This window comes from Lactococcus lactis (assembly GCF_029023865.1).
GTDB lineage: Bacteria > Bacillota > Bacilli > Lactobacillales > Streptococcaceae > Lactococcus > Lactococcus lactis.
On the sequence record NZ_CP118969.1, the window covers coordinates 281784 to 299368 of the forward strand.

At 36.1% G+C, this 17585-nt stretch carries 17 protein-coding genes and 1 pseudogene; 12 read left to right on the forward strand and 6 right to left on the reverse strand.

Translation table 11 applies throughout. The annotated features are described in order from the left end of the window. Nucleotides 1-47: 47 nt before the first annotated feature. Complete coding sequence (gene rnjA / locus PYW37_RS01540) at nucleotides 48-1730, reverse strand: ribonuclease J1 (RefSeq protein ID WP_025016572.1); 1683 nt, start codon at nucleotides 1728-1730, stop codon at nucleotides 48-50. A 172-nt stretch (nucleotides 1731-1902) separates the two neighbouring features. Continuing rightward, the gene (locus tag PYW37_RS01545; RefSeq protein WP_003131711.1) at nucleotides 1903-2133 is read right to left on the reverse strand and encodes an RNA polymerase epsilon subunit; all 231 of its coding nucleotides are present in this window, start codon (nucleotides 2131-2133) and stop codon (nucleotides 1903-1905) included. A 309-nt stretch (nucleotides 2134-2442) separates the two neighbouring features. Between PYW37_RS01545 and tsaB the strand changes: the two genes are divergently transcribed. From tsaB to PYW37_RS01570, 5 genes are read left to right on the forward strand one after another with little or no spacing between them, the layout of a single operon-like run. After that, nucleotides 2443-3168, forward strand: a complete 726-nt coding sequence (gene tsaB, locus PYW37_RS01550; protein WP_021722407.1) for a tRNA (adenosine(37)-N6)-threonylcarbamoyltransferase complex dimerization subunit type 1 TsaB — start codon at nucleotides 2443-2445, stop codon at nucleotides 3166-3168. Next, entirely contained in the window at nucleotides 3122-3691 is a 570-nt protein-coding gene (rimI, locus tag PYW37_RS01555; RefSeq protein WP_010905268.1) for a ribosomal protein S18-alanine N-acetyltransferase, read from the forward strand. The genes tsaB and rimI (PYW37_RS01555) overlap by 47 nt, the downstream gene beginning before the upstream one ends. Next, complete coding sequence (gene rimI / locus PYW37_RS01560) at nucleotides 3688-4164, forward strand: ribosomal protein S18-alanine N-acetyltransferase (protein ID WP_023189974.1); 477 nt, start codon at nucleotides 3688-3690, stop codon at nucleotides 4162-4164. Before rimI (PYW37_RS01555) ends, rimI (PYW37_RS01560) begins: the two co-directional genes overlap by 4 nt. Then, nucleotides 4161-5201 carry a tRNA (adenosine(37)-N6)-threonylcarbamoyltransferase complex transferase subunit TsaD gene (gene tsaD / locus PYW37_RS01565; RefSeq protein WP_023189973.1) on the forward strand — a complete coding sequence of 347 codons (1041 nt, stop codon included), beginning with the start codon at nucleotides 4161-4163 and terminating at the stop codon, nucleotides 5199-5201. Before rimI (PYW37_RS01560) ends, tsaD begins: the two co-directional genes overlap by 4 nt. Next, the gene (locus PYW37_RS01570; protein ID WP_003131704.1) at nucleotides 5201-5401 is read left to right on the forward strand and encodes a DUF4649 family protein; all 201 of its coding nucleotides are present in this window, start codon (nucleotides 5201-5203) and stop codon (nucleotides 5399-5401) included. Before tsaD ends, PYW37_RS01570 begins: the two co-directional genes overlap by 1 nt. A 40-nt stretch (nucleotides 5402-5441) precedes the next feature. Here PYW37_RS01570 and PYW37_RS01575 read toward each other — a convergent pair whose 3' ends face one another. Beyond that, entirely contained in the window at nucleotides 5442-5732 is a 291-nt protein-coding gene (locus PYW37_RS01575) for a hypothetical protein (protein WP_023189972.1), read from the reverse strand. 100 nt (nucleotides 5733-5832) lie between these two features. After that, nucleotides 5833-6621 carry a hypothetical protein gene (locus PYW37_RS01580; RefSeq protein ID WP_021722405.1) on the reverse strand — a complete coding sequence of 263 codons (789 nt, stop codon included), beginning with the start codon at nucleotides 6619-6621 and terminating at the stop codon, nucleotides 5833-5835. Nucleotides 6622-6919: 298 nt separating this feature from the next. On the opposite strand from PYW37_RS01580, the pseudogene PYW37_RS01585 reads away from it, so the two are divergent. From PYW37_RS01585 to PYW37_RS01615, 7 genes and pseudogenes are all read left to right on the forward strand, one after another. Then, a pseudogene (locus tag PYW37_RS01585) lies at nucleotides 6920-7969 on the forward strand (phosphate/phosphite/phosphonate ABC transporter substrate-binding protein). A 118-nt stretch (nucleotides 7970-8087) separates the two neighbouring features. Then, on the forward strand, nucleotides 8088-8828 hold the full coding sequence (gene phnC, locus PYW37_RS01590) for a phosphonate ABC transporter ATP-binding protein (protein ID WP_025016571.1): 741 nt from the start codon (nucleotides 8088-8090) through the stop codon (nucleotides 8826-8828). After that, nucleotides 8829-9641, forward strand: a complete 813-nt coding sequence (phnE, locus tag PYW37_RS01595; RefSeq protein ID WP_021722397.1) for a phosphonate ABC transporter, permease protein PhnE — start codon at nucleotides 8829-8831, stop codon at nucleotides 9639-9641. Nucleotides 9642-9655: 14 nt separating this feature from the next. Then, nucleotides 9656-10465: a phosphonate ABC transporter, permease protein PhnE gene (phnE, locus tag PYW37_RS01600; RefSeq protein ID WP_010905273.1), complete on the forward strand. Its 810-nt coding sequence runs from the start codon at nucleotides 9656-9658 to the stop codon at nucleotides 10463-10465. A 5-nt stretch (nucleotides 10466-10470) separates the two neighbouring features. After that, the gene (locus PYW37_RS01605) at nucleotides 10471-12030 is read left to right on the forward strand and encodes a bifunctional metallophosphatase/5'-nucleotidase (RefSeq protein WP_025016570.1); all 1560 of its coding nucleotides are present in this window, start codon (nucleotides 10471-10473) and stop codon (nucleotides 12028-12030) included. Between the two features lie 326 nt (nucleotides 12031-12356). After that, nucleotides 12357-12839 (forward strand): thiol peroxidase, encoded by a 483-nt coding sequence (locus PYW37_RS01610; protein WP_017864087.1) that lies wholly within the window; start codon nucleotides 12357-12359, stop codon nucleotides 12837-12839. Between the two features lie 172 nt (nucleotides 12840-13011). After that, complete coding sequence (locus PYW37_RS01615) at nucleotides 13012-15552, forward strand: M1 family metallopeptidase (RefSeq protein ID WP_023189960.1); 2541 nt, start codon at nucleotides 13012-13014, stop codon at nucleotides 15550-15552. 38 nt (nucleotides 15553-15590) lie between these two features. Here PYW37_RS01615 and PYW37_RS01620 read toward each other — a convergent pair whose 3' ends face one another. Then, the gene (locus PYW37_RS01620) at nucleotides 15591-16784 is read right to left on the reverse strand and encodes an MFS transporter (protein ID WP_023189959.1); all 1194 of its coding nucleotides are present in this window, start codon (nucleotides 16782-16784) and stop codon (nucleotides 15591-15593) included. A gap of 326 nt (nucleotides 16785-17110) precedes the next feature. Next, nucleotides 17111-17584 carry a MarR family transcriptional regulator gene (locus PYW37_RS01625; RefSeq protein ID WP_003131690.1) on the reverse strand — a complete coding sequence of 158 codons (474 nt, stop codon included), beginning with the start codon at nucleotides 17582-17584 and terminating at the stop codon, nucleotides 17111-17113. Nucleotide 17585: the final 1 nt, after the last annotated feature.

Here is a 17585-nt window from a genome sequence, read left to right on the forward strand (position 1 = left end):
AAAAAAGCTGGATCATTATATATTCAGCCTTTTTTTATTAATAAATATTATTCATCAGGTGTCATAATCATTGGAACAACAAGTGGTGAACGTTCAGTTTGTTTATAAAGGAATGGTGAGAGTGCTTCACGCATCGCACGAGCCACAGAAGCTTCATTTGCATTTGCTTCATGCATCGCTTCACGAATGGCATTGAAAAGGACACGTTGACCACTACGAATCAAATCACCAGACTCACGCATATAGATAAATCCACGCGAAAGCATGTCAGGGCCAGCAAGAACGGTTTTCTTTTCAAAGTCAACGGTTGCAACCGCAAGGACAATTCCGTCTTCTGAAAGTTCATGACGATCGTGGAGAACGGCATTTCCGACATCACCAATTCCTGAACCATCAACGTAAGTGTCAGAGGCTGGGAAATGGTCGGCATATCTTGCGCTGTCAGCAGTTAATGCAAGGACGTCACCATTTTCTTGAATGAAACAATTTTCTTTAGGGACACCAGTATCTTGAGCAAGTCCAGCGTGAATTTTGAGCATTCGATATTCACCGTGAACAGGCATAAAGTATTTCGGTTTGATGAGACGTAACATGAGTTTTTGCTCTTGTTGCCCACCATGACCAGAGGTGTGAATGTTGTTCATTTTACCATAGATGACTTCAACACCAGCTTCAGCGATTTTGTTAATCAATTGGTTAACACCGTGGGTATTCCCAGGAATAGCATTTGATGAGAAGACAACCGTATCGCCCATTTGTAAGGTAATGTGACGGTGCATTCCGTTGGCAATTCTTGAAAGTGCAGCCATTGGCTCACCTTGCGAACCTGTACACATAATCAAAAGTTCATGTGAAGCGTATTGATTAACTTCATTTGGTTCAATGAAGGTTCCTTTAGGAGCTTTGATATAACCGAGTTCCAAACCATTCACGATTGCTTTTTCCATTGAACGACCGAAAACGACAATTTTGCGTCCAGTCTTAACTGCTCCATCAACGGCTTGTTGCAAACGGAAAATATTTGAGGCAAATGAAGCGAAAATAATTCGACCTTCAATACGTTCAAAAATTTTCATGATGCTTGCACCAACGACTTTTTCAGAATGTGAAAAAGTTGGAATTTCAGCATTGGTTGAGTCAGAAAGAAGGAGTAAAACGCCTTCGCTTCCAAGTTCAGCCATTCGGTGAAGGTCAGCAGGTTCACCCACTGGTGTGAAGTCAAACTTGAAGTCACCAGTAGCCACAATTTTACCTTGAGGAGTATTTACAACAATCCCTAAAGGTTCTGGAATTGAGTGAGTCGTGCGGAAGAAGTCAAGACTTAAATGATTAAATTTAATGACTGAATCTGCATGAATTTCATAAAGTTTAGCATCACGTAAAAGTCCGTGTTCTTCGAGCTTTCCACGAATGAGCGCAAGTGACAATGGTCCAGCATAAATTGGAATATTGGCCTGTTTCAAGAGGAATGGAATTCCTCCGATGTGGTCTTCGTGTCCGTGAGTGATGAAGAGACCTTTGATACGATCAATATTTTCAACGATGTAAGTATAATCAGGAATGACGTAGTCAACACCTAATAAATCGTCTTCTGGGAATTTAATTCCGGCGTCAATGATGATAATTTCATCTTTATACTCAACGCCGTAAGTATTTTTACCGATTTCGCCCAGTCCGCCAATGGCGTAAACTGCGACTTCATCAGCTTTTATTTTAAGTTGCTTTGGCATGTTTCTCCTATTCTTTGGATTTTTTATTTTATTTTTTGACTGACAAGTTGGTCAGTTCGGTTTTTTAATGTAATATTTACTGACAGAATTTTAAAGGTACAAGAAAATCACTTTAGATTGCTGTCATTTTTGACAAAAATCTAAAGTGCTCTCCTTTATACTCCAGTCAGTCTTAGAAGCTTGTGATTTCAAATACGCCAGTTTCTTTTTCATATTCGACAGATTCATCAGAAAGTGAGTCAATAAACTCTACATGGTAGGCAGTATTTTTAGCAAGAAGTTCGCGTGCAAGGATAACTCCTTCTTCTTTAGTAGCAACATCAAGGTCGAGGTAAAGAGCCTCAGTAGTCTCACGACGTGGTGAGCGGGTATTATCTTTTTGGTAGAAAACTTTAAAAATCATTCTATAAATCACGAGCAAAAGCTCGTTCCTTTCCTAATAGTTCGTGTTTGCTGTTCTTTGCAATTACTATCATTTTAGCATATTTGCAAGGAAATGAAAAGTTGAGTTCATTAATTTTATAAATGAAGCGCTTCCTAAAAAATAATGGTGGAACTTGCAAGGCAAGCGTGGTAAAATATAAGGAAGTAGAACTGATGACAGAGAAGATAAAAATTATTTGTAGATAGGTCGCGTTGGATAAGTGGCTGTCAGTAAAAGTCTATCAGTAATTAAAAAATAACATACTTTCAGAAATATTATAGGTAAAAAATGAAAATATTAGCATTTGATAGCTCATCAAAGGCTTTGTCAGTAGCTGTGGTTGCTGACGGAATATTACTTGGTGAAGTAACATTAAATTTGAAAAAAAATCACAGTACAACTTTGATGACAAGCATTGATTTTTTGATGGCTCAAGTTGGTCTTGAAGCCAAAGAACTTGACCGGATTGCGGTAGCACAAGGACCTGGTTCTTATACAGGTTTGCGACTTTCTGCGACAGTTGGAAAAACATTGGCTTTTAGCTTAAATAAAGAGCTTGTTGGTCTATCAAGTTTATTGGCAATTGCTAATCGTGTTCAAGACAAAAATGCTTACGTGCTTCCGATAATTGATGCAAGACGTGGAAATGCCTATGCAGCTCTTTATAAAAATGATCAGCAAATAATTGCGGATCAACATTGCAATTTTAGTGAATTTTTGGCTGATTTATCAGAAAAAGTTTCTTCATTTGAACAAATTATTTTCACAGGAGAAACTGATAATTTCGTTGAAGCAATTCAAAATGCTGGTTTCTCTGAAGAACAAATCATTTCTGACAGTTTAGAAAAGCTCCCGTCAGCCTATGAAATTGCTAAGATTGCTGAAAAATTAACTCCTGAAAATGTGCACGCTTTTGTGCCAAATTACCTCAAAAAAGTTGAGGCCGAAGAGAAATGGTTGGAAAGTCATGAAAAAGCTGAAAACACTCCTGACGACTACGTTCAAAGGGTTTAGTGGAAAAAAATTTAATCCTCGTCGTTATTTAGAAATGGCTGACATTGAACTTGAACATGACCGAGAAGGTGTTCACTATCGATTGGCAGACAGAGTTGATATTGTTGCTTTGCTTGCGATTGAACGAGATGTTTACAATGGAGATATTCCATGGACCTTCTCTCATTTTGAACATGAAATTGTCAAAAATGATGAAGCCTTTTTCATTGTGGCCGAAATTTCTGGCAGTGTCATTGGTTTTATTGGAACTAGAATCAATCACCATGGTCAAGATGCACATATCACTAATCTCGCAGTGTTTAAAGCCTTTCAAGGACAACAAATTGCCTCAACTTTGATTGAACAACTGATTGTATTGATGAGCGCACTCGGAAAAAATGAGATGACTTTGGAAGTCCGTCGTGACAATACTAAAGCACAAGGACTTTATCGTAGGCAAGGTTTTGTCACTGACAAATTATTGCCAGAGTACTATGAAGACGGTGCTGATGCCATTTGGATGATTAAGAAATTGAAAAAATGAAACTAAAACATCTCTCTTACTTTGAAGAAAAATTAGAAGATAAAAAATATTTTCCAACCATAGAAAACCTATCAGCTCAGATTTATGAACTTTTGTCACTTGCTTACGAAGAATCACCGTGGACACGAGCTTACATTTTAGCTGATATAATCAATGAAAATTCCGATTATTTCTTCCTAGAAGAAGAGGGGCAAATTGTTGGTCTTTTAGCAATTTCAACAATAATGGATGAATTAGAAATTACAAATATCGCTATTCATCCTGATTTTCAGGGGCAAGGACTAGCGAGTTTTTTACTGACAGAAGTGTCAACATTTAGTGGGACTTTATTTTTGGAAGTTCGGAAGTCCAATCTTGCCGCTCAAAAATGTTATGAAAAATTTGGTTTTAAGATTTATCATACAAGAAAAAATTATTATGACAAACCTCTTGAAGATGCTTTGTTAATGAGAAAAGAGCAATTTTACAAATGAAAGATAATTATATATTAGCCTTTGAAACTTCATGTGATGAAACTTCAGTGGCAATTTTAAAGAATGGAAATGAATTATTATGTAATATCATTGCCAGTCAAATCAATAGTCATAAACGCTTTGGTGGAGTTGTGCCAGAAATTGCCAGCCGTCATCACGTCGAACAAATTACTGTTTGTATTGAAGCAGCACTTGAAGAAGCAGAAATTTCGGCTGACCAACTGACGGCCGTTGTGGTGACCGAAGGTCCAGGCTTAAATGGCGCTTTGCTAGTTGGAATCATGGCAGCAAAAACTTTTGCATGGGCAAATCATCTTCCTTTGATTCCAGTTAATCACATGGCCGGTCATTTGATGGCTGCAAGTTTAGTGGATACCATTGAATATCCAGCTATGGCCCTTTTGGTTTCAGGTGGACATTCTGAACTTGTTTACGTAGAAAAAGAAGGAAGCTATAAAAAAGTTGGTGAAACTCGTGACGATGCTGCCGGTGAAGCTTATGATAAAGTTGGTCGAGTGATGGGCCTGACTTATCCGAGTGGAAAAGTCATTGATGAATTAGCACACAAAGGAGCTGATACTTACAATTTCCCACGAGCAATGATGAACACACATGAAGTAGAATTTAGCTTTTCAGGCTTAAAATCAGCCTTTATTAATCTCGTTCATAACGAAAATCAAAAAGGAAATGACGTGATTGCTGATGATTTAGAAAATTTAGCTGCTTCCTTTCAAGCTGCGGTCGTCGATGTCCTTATGGCCAAAACCAAATTAGCCATGGAAAAATATCCAGTTAAAACGCTAATAATTGGCGGTGGAGTATCAGCAAATCAAGGCTTACGCGAACGTTTGTCAGCAGAAATTACTGACGAAAAGTTAATTATTCCTCCTTTAAGACTCTGTGGTGACAATGCTGGAATGATTGCAGCAGCAGCATATATCGAATGGAAAAAAGGTTTAGAAAATGTTCAAGCAGGATTAGATTTAAATGCAAAACCTAGTCTCGTTTTTGAAGACATAGAAGAAGGAGAAGTTTAATGATGAAATTAATTGGAAAACTTCAAAATGGTATGACCTTTACTGAAGAATTTGACGGAGTCAACGATTTCCTAGCCCTTCAACAAAGCGATTATAATGCCATTGCTGATGAAATTGAAGTTGTTGAAGTAAAAATTGCTGATGAAGTCCTTGATTTTAAAGGAAATATGGGCCAACTTTACTATGAACTAATGAAATAAATAAAAAGTTACTGACAGTTCTGTTAGTAACTTTTTTTATTTAGAGTTGATTAATCATTAATATTTTTGTCTGTGGAAAACTTTCTTTAAGCTCTTTCAGATGAAGTTTGAGCTCTGGATAACAAAAGATATAATCAATTATTTCATTTTTTTTCGTCAGTAATTCGGACAAATATATTTTTTGGAGTTGAATGTCATTGCCAACTATCACTTGAGCTTTTTTTAACCAAAGTTTTTCCATTTCTTTGTAAGCAAACATTTTTCCAATTTGTAATCCCGCGGGTGTTTCTAGCGATTTGTCATTGCCAAGTAGCAGATAAGCAGTAGTCATATAACCGCCTCCTTTTGCTATATTATAACTCCACAAAAAAAGATTAGCAAGGGGAACTTCACAGATTGGGAGTCCTATTGTCATCTTTTAGTAAGAATTACTAAACCACAGATAATTCATGAATTGTCCGTCCTTCTTTATCGACCAATTGTAACCAGCTATTCGTTCCAGCGAAGTAAAGGAAATGTCCCACTTCATTGACTGATTTTAAGACAATATCCTCAGTAGTTGTGAATGTTTTAGCATCCCAATTGGCTTTTTGTTCTTCTCTTAAAGTCTGTGTAAAACGATAGGCTAAACCTGGTGTACCATCAGATTTCATTCCACCGCTTTCGGCGATTTTTGCTCCGGCTTTTATCACGAGTTGATTGGATTTTTCCCAAATAATGGTCGCTTTACTGTCGGAACGATTAACAAAAAATTCAACTTCAGAAAGTCCTTTTTTCCAGCGATGTTGTGCTTTAGGAGAAAAAGCTTTTTTCTTTTCTAATTTAATGCCAAAAGCAGTTAAAGCAGTCAAAAACTCGTCAGCAGAAGTGGCACAAGCTTTTTCGATATTGCTTGGAATTTTAATTGGCTCGGCTTTATCACGTAAAATAATGCCAGCTTCCTCAGCCAAGTTAACTAAATATTGCGTTAGATATTCCAGCTCTAAATCATAGGCAGCCATATTTAAAATCACGACTTTATCAAATTCTAACTTAGGAATTAATTCTAAATCATTGGCAATCATTTTAATCTGTCCTTTTTTTAGTAAAAAGAAAAGCTCATCATTTTGCAAATCAAAACGTGCATTATTCTGATCAAAAATACGTAAAAAGGCAGTTGATGGAAGACGAATTTCTAAACCAAGGTCAGACATGCTGACCGTAAAAGTTAAATTTTTCATAACTTTATTATAGCAGAAAGTTTGACAGCCTTATCAAACAATACATCATCAAGCTAAAGTTTGGTATATACAAACTATGTAAGCTGTTTTTTTGTATTTTATAAAAACTAATCTATAAAAAAACAAAATAATGTAATTTTATAAAATAAAGTTCGGTATTTACGTACAATAGTAACTGTTAACAGAATATTTACAAAAAGGTCATTGTCAGATAAATTAAAATGGGTTAGAATTATTTTGTGAAGCACACCGATTCATCAACCGATTGATAAAAATCTTAAGGAGATTCATTTTTATAATGAAAAAGACATCGAAGAAAGTCATTGGACTTACAGCAAGTGCACTAATTGCAGTATCATTACTTGCAGCTTGTGGAAATAGTAGCTCTGCATCAAAATCTGATAGCAAAACCATTTCAAATTTAAAGATTTCATTTATTCCATCCAAAAATCCGGACGATATTACCACAGCGACTAAACCAATCGCAAATATTTTGAAATCTGAATTGAAAAAACAAGGCTATACAGTAAAAAATATTGATACTAGTGTTGGTACAAATTATCAAGCGGTTGGTGAAGGGCTTGATGCTGGTTCAGTTGACGTCGGTTATGGAATGTCAGCGACAACTTATGCCATGTATCAAGATGGTTCAACTCCACTCTTGATGGCAACACGTAAAGGACTTTCAAATGATGGCTCAGATTCTGCAAAATATTGGAATGAGCATAAACCAACAACTAAAACCGATAAAGAAGTGACTTCTTACCGTTCGCTGATCATTGCTGGTAATTCTCCAATGGGCAAAAAGTTAGCTAAAGAAGCTAACGACGGAACTTTGACATGGAAAGATTTAAACGATGCAAAATGGGGGCTTGAATCAACTTCATCTGCGGCAGGCTATATGTATCCTTCGCAATGGTTAACTGAGAACTTTAAACATTCAATTCGTGATTTAAAAAATACAGTTACTATGGATTCTTATGATTCAGCAATGGCTCAACTTGCTTCAGGTCAAATTGATGTAATGCCATAATATGCTGATGCACGAATGGATGACGCTACTAAGTGGACCACAACTTTCGGTGCAAAAGAAAGTATTTGGGATGATACAAATGTGATTGGTGTGACACCTGCCATTGCCAATGATGGAATCATGGTTTCAGAAAAATCAAAAATCATGACGGCCGACTTCAAAAAAGCACTCTCAGCAGCAATTAAAGATATGGCTAAAACTGATGAAGGAAAGAAAGTCATTGCCATTTATTCACATGATGGCTATGCTGATTCAACAAAAGCTGACTATAAAACAGCCATTAAAGTGGCAAATTCAATGAGTAAAGCCAACTAATGAACAAATAAATCATTTAATAAGGGTCTGGGTTACTCAATGAGTTCCAGACTCTTTTTGTGGAAATTGACTAATATTAATTAAAAAGCCTTCATTAGTGAAGAAGGATGGAGAAGTAATGATAAAATTTGAAAATGTGTCAAAAATTTATCCAAATGGCACAAAAGGTTTGACGGATGTTAATTTACAAATCAATCAAGGAGAATTCGTAGCTATTATTGGAACATCGGGAGCAGGAAAATCAACTCTGATTCGTTGTGTTAATGGTTTAAATGATATTACTTCAGGCTCGTTAATTGTGAATGATACAGAAGTGTCAAAACTTAAAGGAAAAGAGTTAAGAAAATTTCGAAGACATGTGGGAATGATTTTTCAATCCTATAATTTAGTTCCTAGAGTGACGGTTTTGAAAAATGTAATGTTTGCTCGTGTACCAGATATGAGTTTATTTAAGGTCATTTTTGGTTTGTTTTCAAAAGAAGATAAACTTGTTGCCTTAGATTCTCTGAATAAGGTAGGAATTTTAGATAAAGCTTATATCCGAGCAGATCAACTTTCAGGTGGACAACAGCAACGTATATCACTCGCTCGTGCTCTTAGTCAAGAAAGTGAAATTTTACTCGCTGATGAACCTGTTTCAGCACTTGACCCAGTCACAGCTAAAGAAGTAATGGATGATTTTAAAAGAATTAATGAAGAATTCAATAAAACAATTTTACTGAATATTCACCATGTTGAACTTGCTTTAGAATACGCTTCGCGGATTATTGCTGTAAAAAAAGGGAAAATTGTTTATGATGGTCCTTCGCAAGAGGTAACCAAAGAAATTTTGGATGAAGTTTATAGAAAAGAGGCCTAAATGTACGATAAAATTTTTAAGCCTAAAAAAATAAAACTTATTACAGGAGAAGTTGTTGAAGAAAAAGTCAGTCGAACTTGGTTGACTTGGTTAATTATCATCTTACTGATTGCTTTTTCTGTTATTCTTACAAATTTTGATTTTAGTGCGCTTAACAGAAGTGGTCTCTTTTTTCAAAAATTAGCAAGTATGATTCCCCCAAATTGGGCTTACTTTCATAAAGTTCTTCCCCCACTATTAGATACGATTAAGATGAGCTTTTTTGCTTCCTTACTTGGAGCAATTTTGTCAGTTCCATTTGCGATATTAGCGGCAAATAACATCCTTAAAAATCGTTTTGTTAATGGCATCATTCGTTTGATTTTTATGCTAGCAAGAACTTTGCCAACTTTGGTTTTGGCTTTAATTGCAACCTATATTTTTGGTCTAGGAACTTTTGCTGGAGTTGTTGCAATTTTTGTATTTACCTTTTCTTTCATAGGAAAACAATTGTTTGAGGTGATTGAAACCGTTGATATGGGACCTTTTGAAGCGGCAGAAGCTTTAGGGGTCAGTCCTTTAAAAGCCTTTTTCATTGCTGTTTTTCCTCAAGTCCTACCTACTTATCTTTCAACTGCTCTTTATGCATTTGAGGGAAATGTCCGCTATGCTGCAATTTTGGGATATGTTGGGGCTGGAGGGATAGGAAATATCTTAAATGACCGAGTGAATTTTCGCGACTTTTCCTCTGTTGGTATGATTTTAATTTCTATTCTAGCTACAGTCATGATTATTGATTCAATCAGCGCATTAATTCGTAAGAAAATTGCCTAGGAATGAGAGGAAAAATGAATTCACAAATTATTGAAGAATATAATCATAGACCTAAAAACTGGTTTTATTATCTTTTGATATTTATTGTTTTATTAGCAGTTTCGATTTGGTCGACTTCAGTCGTCCATTATCATGGCGTTTCAGAACATGGAGCTTTAATCGCCAAAAATATTTTCACAGGGATTTTCCATCCAGACACCAGTTTAATGTTTAACCTAACTGAAACTGGCTTACCCTATCTCTTGCTACAAACTTTTGCAATTGGTTTGCTTGGGACTTTGGTTGGTGCAATTGTTGCCATTCCACTCTCTTTTCTTGCAGCGACTAATTTGGTTCCGAATTGGTTAGCTTATCTGATTCGTTTTGTCTTGATGGCGATTCGGACAATTCCTTCTTTTGTTTATGCCCTTTTATTTATTCCAGTCGTTGGTTTAGGTTCTTCAGCTGGTGTAATGGCGCTTGGTTTTGAGTCAATTGGGATGATTGCAAAACTATTTATTGAAGCTATTGAAGATTTGGATATGGGTGTTATTGAGGCTATGGACGCAGCTGGTGCAACAACATTTCAAAAAATTCGTTTTGGAGTTTTACCCCAATTATTACCAGATTTATATTCGATTTTACTTTACCGTTTAGATATGAATCTGCGTGATGCAGCCATTTTGGGATTAGTTGGTGCCGGTGGAATTGGTGCGCCATTGAGTTTTGCAATGTCTGGTTATAAATGGTCAGCCGTTGGTGCAATTTTGTTGGGACTTTTAGTTTTAATTATCCTTGTTGAACTCATTTCATCAAGAATTCGGAAAAAATTAGCAAAGGGATAAATAATATGAAAATAAAAATTCTAGAAACGAGTGATTTACATGGTTTTGTTCTCCCAACAAACTTCACCGAAAGAGAAATGAATTTGCCTTTTTCAATGGCCAAAGCCAAATCTAAAATAGATGAACTGACAGCAGTGGCTCAAGAGCAGGGTGAAATTATTGTAAAAATTGAAAATGGTGATTTATTGCAAGGTTCACCCTTGGCTTATTATCTAGCTAAAAAATCAAGTCGCGGTATTAAAGACTTGGTCAATGTCACTAATTCTTTTGGTTATGATGTGGGATTGCTTGGTAATCATGAGTTTAATTATGGGATTGATTATTTAAAAAGTTATGTTAATCAGGTAAATTATCCTATTTTGGCTGCGAATGTATTGAATAATGAAGGTCAACCTGCTTTTGGCCCTGCTTATAAAATCATTGAAGCGCAGGGGGTGAAAATTGGAATTGTTGGTTTTTTGACACAATATATTCCACATTGGGAAAAACCGTCAATTATCAAAGATTTGACTTTCCAATCTATTCTGACAACTGCAAAAGATATTCTGCCCGATTTGCGCCAATCAGTTGACCTTTTGATTGTTGCATATCATGGAGGCTTTGAGCGAGATTTACAGACAGGTCTTCCGACAGAAAGTTTGACAGGGGAAAATGAGGCTTATCAGTTAGTTGAAGAGTATAAAGATTACATTGATGCCTTAGTGACTGGACACCAGCATCGTGAAATTGCTGACCATCTTTTTGGAGTTCCAGTTATTCAACCAGGCTATCGTGGTGCTTTTGTTGGCGAAATAGAACTTGAATTAGATAATCATAAAAAAGTTGTGGCTTCAAACGCTAGACTTCATAAAACGGAGAATTGCAAAGTCTCATCGGAGGTCAATCAGCTGATATCCGTTGTGAGTGAAGAAGCAGAGGATTGGTTAGACCAGCCAATGGGAGAAGTTCATGGAGAAATGATTATTCGTGATCCAATGACTGCTCGATTGATTGAACATCCTTATATTGAATTAATTAATAAAATACAAATGGAAGCGACAGGGACCGAAATTTCTGGGACTGCACTTTTTAATAATGAAGCGAAGGGTTTTGCAAAAGAAATTACGATGAGATCGATTCTGACAAATTATATTTATCCCAACACTTTAGCTGTTTTAAGAGTGACAGGTGCAGATTTAAAGGCTGCCTTAGAGCGGACAGCGGAACATCTTGAACTTGACGAAAGTGGCGAAATTGTTTTTAGTCCACGATTTATTGAACCAAAACCTGAATATTATAATTATGATATGTATGAAGGGGTTGAATATGCTATCGATTTGCAAAAAGAAATTGGTCAGCGAATTGTACGTTTAAATTTCAAGGGGCATCAGGTAAAGGATGACGATATTTTAGAAATTGTCGTCAATCAATATCGCGCAGTTGGGGGTGGAAATTATCCAATGTTTTCTGCGGACAAGATTGTTAGAGAAATTACTGTTGATATGACCGAATTGATTGCTGATTATTTGAAGAAACATCCGATAATTGAGGCAAGTGTGAATAATAACTTCACAGTTCTAAAATAAATTTACTGACAGAAATTTTAGCAGAATAATAGGTGCTAAAAAAATCTGTCAGTATTTATTTTATTAAGTTATACTTGAGAATGAGCTAAGTTTTTCTAAAGTTTTTACTGATATACTTTTATTTATCAAAAGGAGGAGCCTAGCATGAAACATACAGTAATAATTCCAAAAATCAATTATCAATTTGTGAAATCAGAAGATGACTCACTTTTACTTCCAAGTCCTTTAGAAAGTCAATATTTAACAGTAAAATATGAGCAATAAGAGCCAAATGAGTTGAGATTCTATGATAAAATGAAGTCATAAAGATTAACAAAGGAGCATTAATGACAATGAATATCACATCTCATGGTGAAAAAATAGCAACACTAAATCCGACAATAAGTGGTGATGCACCTGATTTTGAACTGACAGATTTAAAAGGAAATAAAATTAAATTATCAAAACTTGAAAAACCTGTTTTGATTAGTGTTTTTCCTGATATTAATACTAGAGTTTGTTCACTTCAAACCAAACATTTTAATCTTGAAGCAGCAAAACATTCTGAAATTGACTTTTTGAGTATTTCAAATAATACAGCAGATGAGCAAAAAAATTGGTGTGCAGCCGAAGGTGTTGACATGACAATTCTTGCTGATGATGGAACTTTTGGAAAGGCTTATGGTCTTATTTTAAATGGTGGTCCTCTTGAAGGACGTCTTGCCAGAAGCGTCTTTGTTGTGAAAAATGGTCAAATTGTCTATAGTGAAGTTTTGTCAGAGCTTTCTGATGAACCAAATTATGAAAAAGCACTAGCAGCTACTAAATAGTTATAACTGACAAAATAGGGGATAATTGCAATTGATGCTTGTCTTCTATTTATAAGCTGTCAACAGGCAGCTTTTTTAGTAGTAAAAAGAATAGATGTAATTTTTCTTTGTACTCGAAATTTTCTATTCAATTTGATATAATTAGATTAATACTGAATATTTAGGAGAAAACATGGCTGTAAAACGTTTAATTGAAACTTTTGTTCCGGAGAATTATAAGATTTTCCTCGATATTGACCGTAAAACCAAGAAAATAAAAGGTCAAGTGGCAATTACTGGGGAAGCAAAAGATAGTGTTATTGCCTTTCATGCCAAAGGTTTACACTTTAGTAAAGTTCGTGCTTTTAGTGTCGACACAAACTTCATTGAAAATGAAGAAGATGAAGAAATCGTTGTTAAAATTGGTGAAACAGGGCGCGTGACTGTTTCATTTGAATATGAAGCTGAATTGACTGACAACATGATGGGAATTTACCCTTCATACTATGAAGTCAATGGCGAAAAGAAAATGCTCATTGGTACACAATTTGAAAGCCATTTTGCTCGTCAAGCCTTTCCTTCTATTGATGAACCAGAAGCAAAAGCAACCTTCGATTTGTCAGTAAAATTTGATGAAGAAGAAGGCGACATCATTGTTTCAAACATGCCAGAACTCTTGAATATTAACGGAATTCACGTTTTTGAACGTACTGTCAAAATGAGTTCTTACCTTTTGGCTTTTGTATTCGGTGAACTTCAATTTAAAAAAGGAAAAACAAAATCTGGTGTTGAAGTAGGTGCTTTTGCAACGAAAGCTCATAGTGAAGCTGCGCTTGATTTCCCGCTTGATATTGCTATTCGTTCAATTGAATTTTATGAAGATTACTATAAAACGCCATATCCACTCCCACACAGTTGGCACATTGCCTTACCTGACTTTTCGGCAGGAGCAATGGAAAACTGGGGATGTATCACTTATCGTGAAGTCTGCATGCTTGTTGACCCTGAAAATGCAACCATTCAAAGCAAACAATATGTAGCAACCGTTATTGCACACGAATTGGCACACCAATGGTTCGGTGACCTTGTAACAATGCAATGGTGGGATGATTTGTGGCTCAATGAATCATTTGCCAACAACATGGAATATGTTTGTATGGATGCTTTGGAACCAAGTTGGAACGTTTGGGAATCATTCTCAATCTCAGAAGCCAATATGGCACTGAATCGTGATGCAACTGATGGAGTTCAATCTGTCCACGTTGAAGTGACTCACCCAGATGAAATTGGAACGCTCTTTGACCCAGCAATCGTCTATGCCAAAGGTTCACGTTTGATGGTTATGCTTCGTAAATGGCTTGGAGATGAAGATTTTGCTGCTGGCCTAGCCCTTTACTTCAAACGCCACCAATATGGAAATACAGTCGGAGATAATCTTTGGGATGCCTTGGCTGAAGTCTCTGGAAAAGATGTGGCAGCTTTCATGCATTCATGGGTTAACCAACCAGGATACCCTGTCGTTACTGCCGAAGTCATTGATGATACTTTAGTTTTGAGTCAAAAACAATTCTTCGTTGGTGAGGGTGCTGATAAAGGACGTTTGTGGAATGTTCCTTTGAATACAAATTGGTCAGGATTGCCAGACTTACTTTCTTCTGAAAAAGTTGAAATTCCTGGTTTTGCTGCTTTGAAATCAAAAAATAATGGTAAAGCCCTCTTTTTGAATGATGCAAATATGGCTCATTACATTATTGATTACAAAGGACAATTGTTAACAGACCTCCTCTCAGAAGTTGAGACTTTGGAGAATGTCACTAAATTCCAAATCTTGCAAGATCGTAAATTATTGGCTAAAGCAGGTGTAATTTCTTATGCTGATGTCGTAAATATCTTGCCGGCATTTACTAATGAAGAATCTTACCTTGTCAATACTGGTTTGAGTCAACTCATTAGCGAATTGGAACTTTTTGTTGATGAAGATTCAGAAACTGAAAAAGCTTTCCAAAGCTTGGTAGGAAAACTTTTCGCTAAAAACTATGCTCGCTTAGGTTGGGATAAAGTTGCTGGCGAATCTGCTGGTGATGAGAGCCTTCGTGGAATTGTTTTGAGTAAGACTTTGTATGCTGAGAATGCAGATGCCAAAGCAAAAGCCAGTCAAATCTTTGCAGCACATAAAGAAAATCTAGCAGGAATTCCGGCTGATATTCGTCCAATTGTTTTAAATAATGAAATTAAGACGACAAATTCTGCTGAATTGGTTAAAACTTATCGTGAAACTTATGTTAAAACTAGCTTGCAAGAATTTAAACGTGAGCTTGAAGGGGCTGTCGCATTAATCAAGGATGAAAAAGTCATTGCTGAATTGCTTGAAAGCTTCAAAAATGCTGATATTGTTAAGCCACAAGATATTGCTTTCTCTTGGTTCTACCTTTTGCGCAATGATTTCTCACAAGATGCTGCTTGGGCTTGGGAAAAAGCAAATTGGGCATTCCTTGAAGAAAAATTGGGTGGAGATATGAGTTATGATAAATTTGTTATCTATCCAGGAAATACTTTTAAAACTGCTGATAAATTAGCAGAATATAAAGCTTTCTTTGAGCCAAAATTAGAAAATCAAGGTTTGAAACGTTCAATCGAAATGGCAATCAAGCAAATCACAGCACGTGTTGCTTTGATTGATAGCCAAAAGGCTGACGTTGATAAATCAATCAAAGAAATTTCTGAAAAATTATAATAAATAAAAAATCACCTTTTTGAGGTGATTTTTTTTATTCATTCTTGGTCTGACTTTGTTTTTGATAGCACAAGTAGAGCGATAATTAGAAAGATAAATCCCATGAGTGCTGGAGCGAAATGACCAAAGCTGATATAGATTTGTCCACCAATTAAAGGGCCTATCACGCGAGTAAGTGCTTGAAGTGCTTGACTGCCACCTTGAAGTTTACCTTGTTCGGAAGAAGTCGCTGATTTTGAAAGTTTACCGTTAAAGGCAGTTCCAAAAATACTATCTCCAAAAGCAAAGATAAACATTGCCAGAATGAAGAAGGGCCACATTTTAGAAAAAGCAGAAAGTGCGAAAAGAAGGTAAGCAATAATTTCGCAGACTAGTGCCAAACGGATGAGTTTATCTTCATTAGCTAATTTTAGAAGTCTTGGCATGATAAAGATTTGAGTCAAGATATCCATTAAACCCATGATGGATATGGCTAGACCAATTAATACAGGCGTCCAAGCAAAAGAATCTAATGAAAATTGACTAATAATTGCTTGGAGTGCACCATTTGGTAGCCAAAGTAAGATACCGGCAAAGAGCAGACGATTGAGATTTTTCATGCGTAAGAGCTGAAAAAGTTGAGTGAAAGGATTGAGTTGTTTAAGGGAAAAATTACGTGTGCGATGAGTTTCGGGCAAGCTCTCGTTCATTACGAATGCACCGTAAAGAAGATTGGCGATTGAGATTAGGGCGCCGAAGTAAAAGGGAACTGAATTGCCAAAATGAGCTAGAAGTCCTCCAACTGTTGGGCCAGAAATTGTTCCAACACCAACAGCGGCGGCTGTCCAACCAAAAACTTTAGTTCGATTTTCTTCATCAGTAATATCAGCGAAGTAAGCAAAAAGGGTCACGATATTTCCACCAGTTAAACCATCAATGATTCGTCCGAGAAAAAGCATCCAGAGACTACCAGCTAAGCCAAAGATAAGATAACCAAGAGCAGAGCCAGCTAAAGAAATCAGTAAGATAGGTTTACGACCAAAGCGGTCTGATAAAGAACCAAGAGCAGGAGCGGCAAAGAAAGTACATAGTGCATAGATTGCCATTAAACTAGAAACAATGAGTGCTTGGTCATGAGCATTAGCAAAAGGTGCGACCATAAAAGGAACGACTGGTGAGATGATTGTAAAACCAAGTCCTGTCAGGAAAGTGGTGATAAGCCCAAAAGTGAGGGCGTGTTTATTAATTTTCATAGGTAAAACCTCCATAAGATATCAGCCCGACTGGGTTGAAGCGATGAAATTTAGAAAAATTGGTGGTTCTGCCCAGCAGGCAGGTTCAAAATTTTGTCTTTTTCATAAACTTCTAGCGGTCTGAACTCAATTACAATAATTGATGATGATTTCTTAGGAAGTTTTTTGCGAAGACTTGCGTCTGCTAAAGTGAAATCTATAGACTTGTGATTTCACTTTTCTACACAGTTTCTCTGGAAACAAAAATAGTATATCATAACATTGTTTCCGTGTCAACAAAAAACAAACAAAAAAAACTGTCAGTAAAAATTAATTTACTGACAGAATTATTTTTCAATATTATTCCGAATAGCAGAATCAAGATGATTATTGTATTTATTGAGAAATTCTAAAATATTGCTGACAGACTCATCAGTTAATTCATCGAAGATAACTTGATCCTTTTCTGAAAATTTTTGGTGCAAACTTTCGTGACGGTCATTAATTTCTTGACCCTCTTTTGTTAAGCGAAAATAGATTTCCTTTTTATTTTGAGGAATTTGATAAGATTCAACGAGATTTTTTTTGAGCAGTTTTTTAGCGATTTTACTGGCAGCACCACGTGTCATGTAGAGATGATGCGCTAATTTGGTCACATTTGGATAAGGGGTTTTAGCAATAAATTCAATCGTTTCAATTTCTGATAACGAAATATTTGAGAATTCAGCCTCCATTTGCGGCTTGTAATAGGCATCAATCTTATTAAATAAATCAGTTAAAGAAGTCATGATTTGTTCCTGATTTTGTTGAAGATTGGTCATA

Excerpts from the sequence above, each read along its gene's own strand:
- PYW37_RS01545 (WP_003131711.1), bottom strand. The coding sequence starts at position 2,133 with ATGATTTTTAAAGTTTTCTACCAAAAAGATAATACCCGCTCACCACGT.
- PYW37_RS01605 (WP_025016570.1), top strand. The coding sequence starts at position 10,471 with ATGAAAATAAAAATTCTAGAAACGAGTGATTTACATGGTTTTGTTCTC.
- PYW37_RS01615 (WP_023189960.1), top strand. The coding sequence starts at position 13,012 with ATGGCTGTAAAACGTTTAATTGAAACTTTTGTTCCGGAGAATTATAAG.
- PYW37_RS01575 (WP_023189972.1), bottom strand. The coding sequence starts at position 5,732 with ATGACTACTGCTTATCTGCTACTTGGCAATGACAAATCGCTAGAAACA.
- rimI (WP_010905268.1), top strand. The coding sequence starts at position 3,122 with ATGAAAAAGCTGAAAACACTCCTGACGACTACGTTCAAAGGGTTTAGT.
- phnC (WP_025016571.1), top strand. The coding sequence starts at position 8,088 with ATGATAAAATTTGAAAATGTGTCAAAAATTTATCCAAATGGCACAAAA.
- rimI (WP_023189974.1), top strand. The coding sequence starts at position 3,688 with ATGAAACTAAAACATCTCTCTTACTTTGAAGAAAAATTAGAAGATAAA.
- phnE (WP_021722397.1), top strand. The coding sequence starts at position 8,829 with ATGTACGATAAAATTTTTAAGCCTAAAAAAATAAAACTTATTACAGGA.
- PYW37_RS01610 (WP_017864087.1), top strand. The coding sequence starts at position 12,357 with ATGACAATGAATATCACATCTCATGGTGAAAAAATAGCAACACTAAAT.
- PYW37_RS01620 (WP_023189959.1), bottom strand. The coding sequence starts at position 16,784 with ATGAAAATTAATAAACACGCCCTCACTTTTGGGCTTATCACCACTTTC.
- rnjA (WP_025016572.1), bottom strand. The coding sequence starts at position 1,730 with ATGCCAAAGCAACTTAAAATAAAAGCTGATGAAGTCGCAGTTTACGCC.
- PYW37_RS01570 (WP_003131704.1), top strand. The coding sequence starts at position 5,201 with ATGATGAAATTAATTGGAAAACTTCAAAATGGTATGACCTTTACTGAA.
- tsaD (WP_023189973.1), top strand. The coding sequence starts at position 4,161 with ATGAAAGATAATTATATATTAGCCTTTGAAACTTCATGTGATGAAACT.
- PYW37_RS01580 (WP_021722405.1), bottom strand. The coding sequence starts at position 6,621 with ATGAAAAATTTAACTTTTACGGTCAGCATGTCTGACCTTGGTTTAGAA.
- phnE (WP_010905273.1), top strand. The coding sequence starts at position 9,656 with ATGAATTCACAAATTATTGAAGAATATAATCATAGACCTAAAAACTGG.
- tsaB (WP_021722407.1), top strand. The coding sequence starts at position 2,443 with ATGAAAATATTAGCATTTGATAGCTCATCAAAGGCTTTGTCAGTAGCT.
- PYW37_RS01625 (WP_003131690.1), bottom strand. The coding sequence starts at position 17,584 with ATGACCAATCTTCAACAAAATCAGGAACAAATCATGACTTCTTTAACT.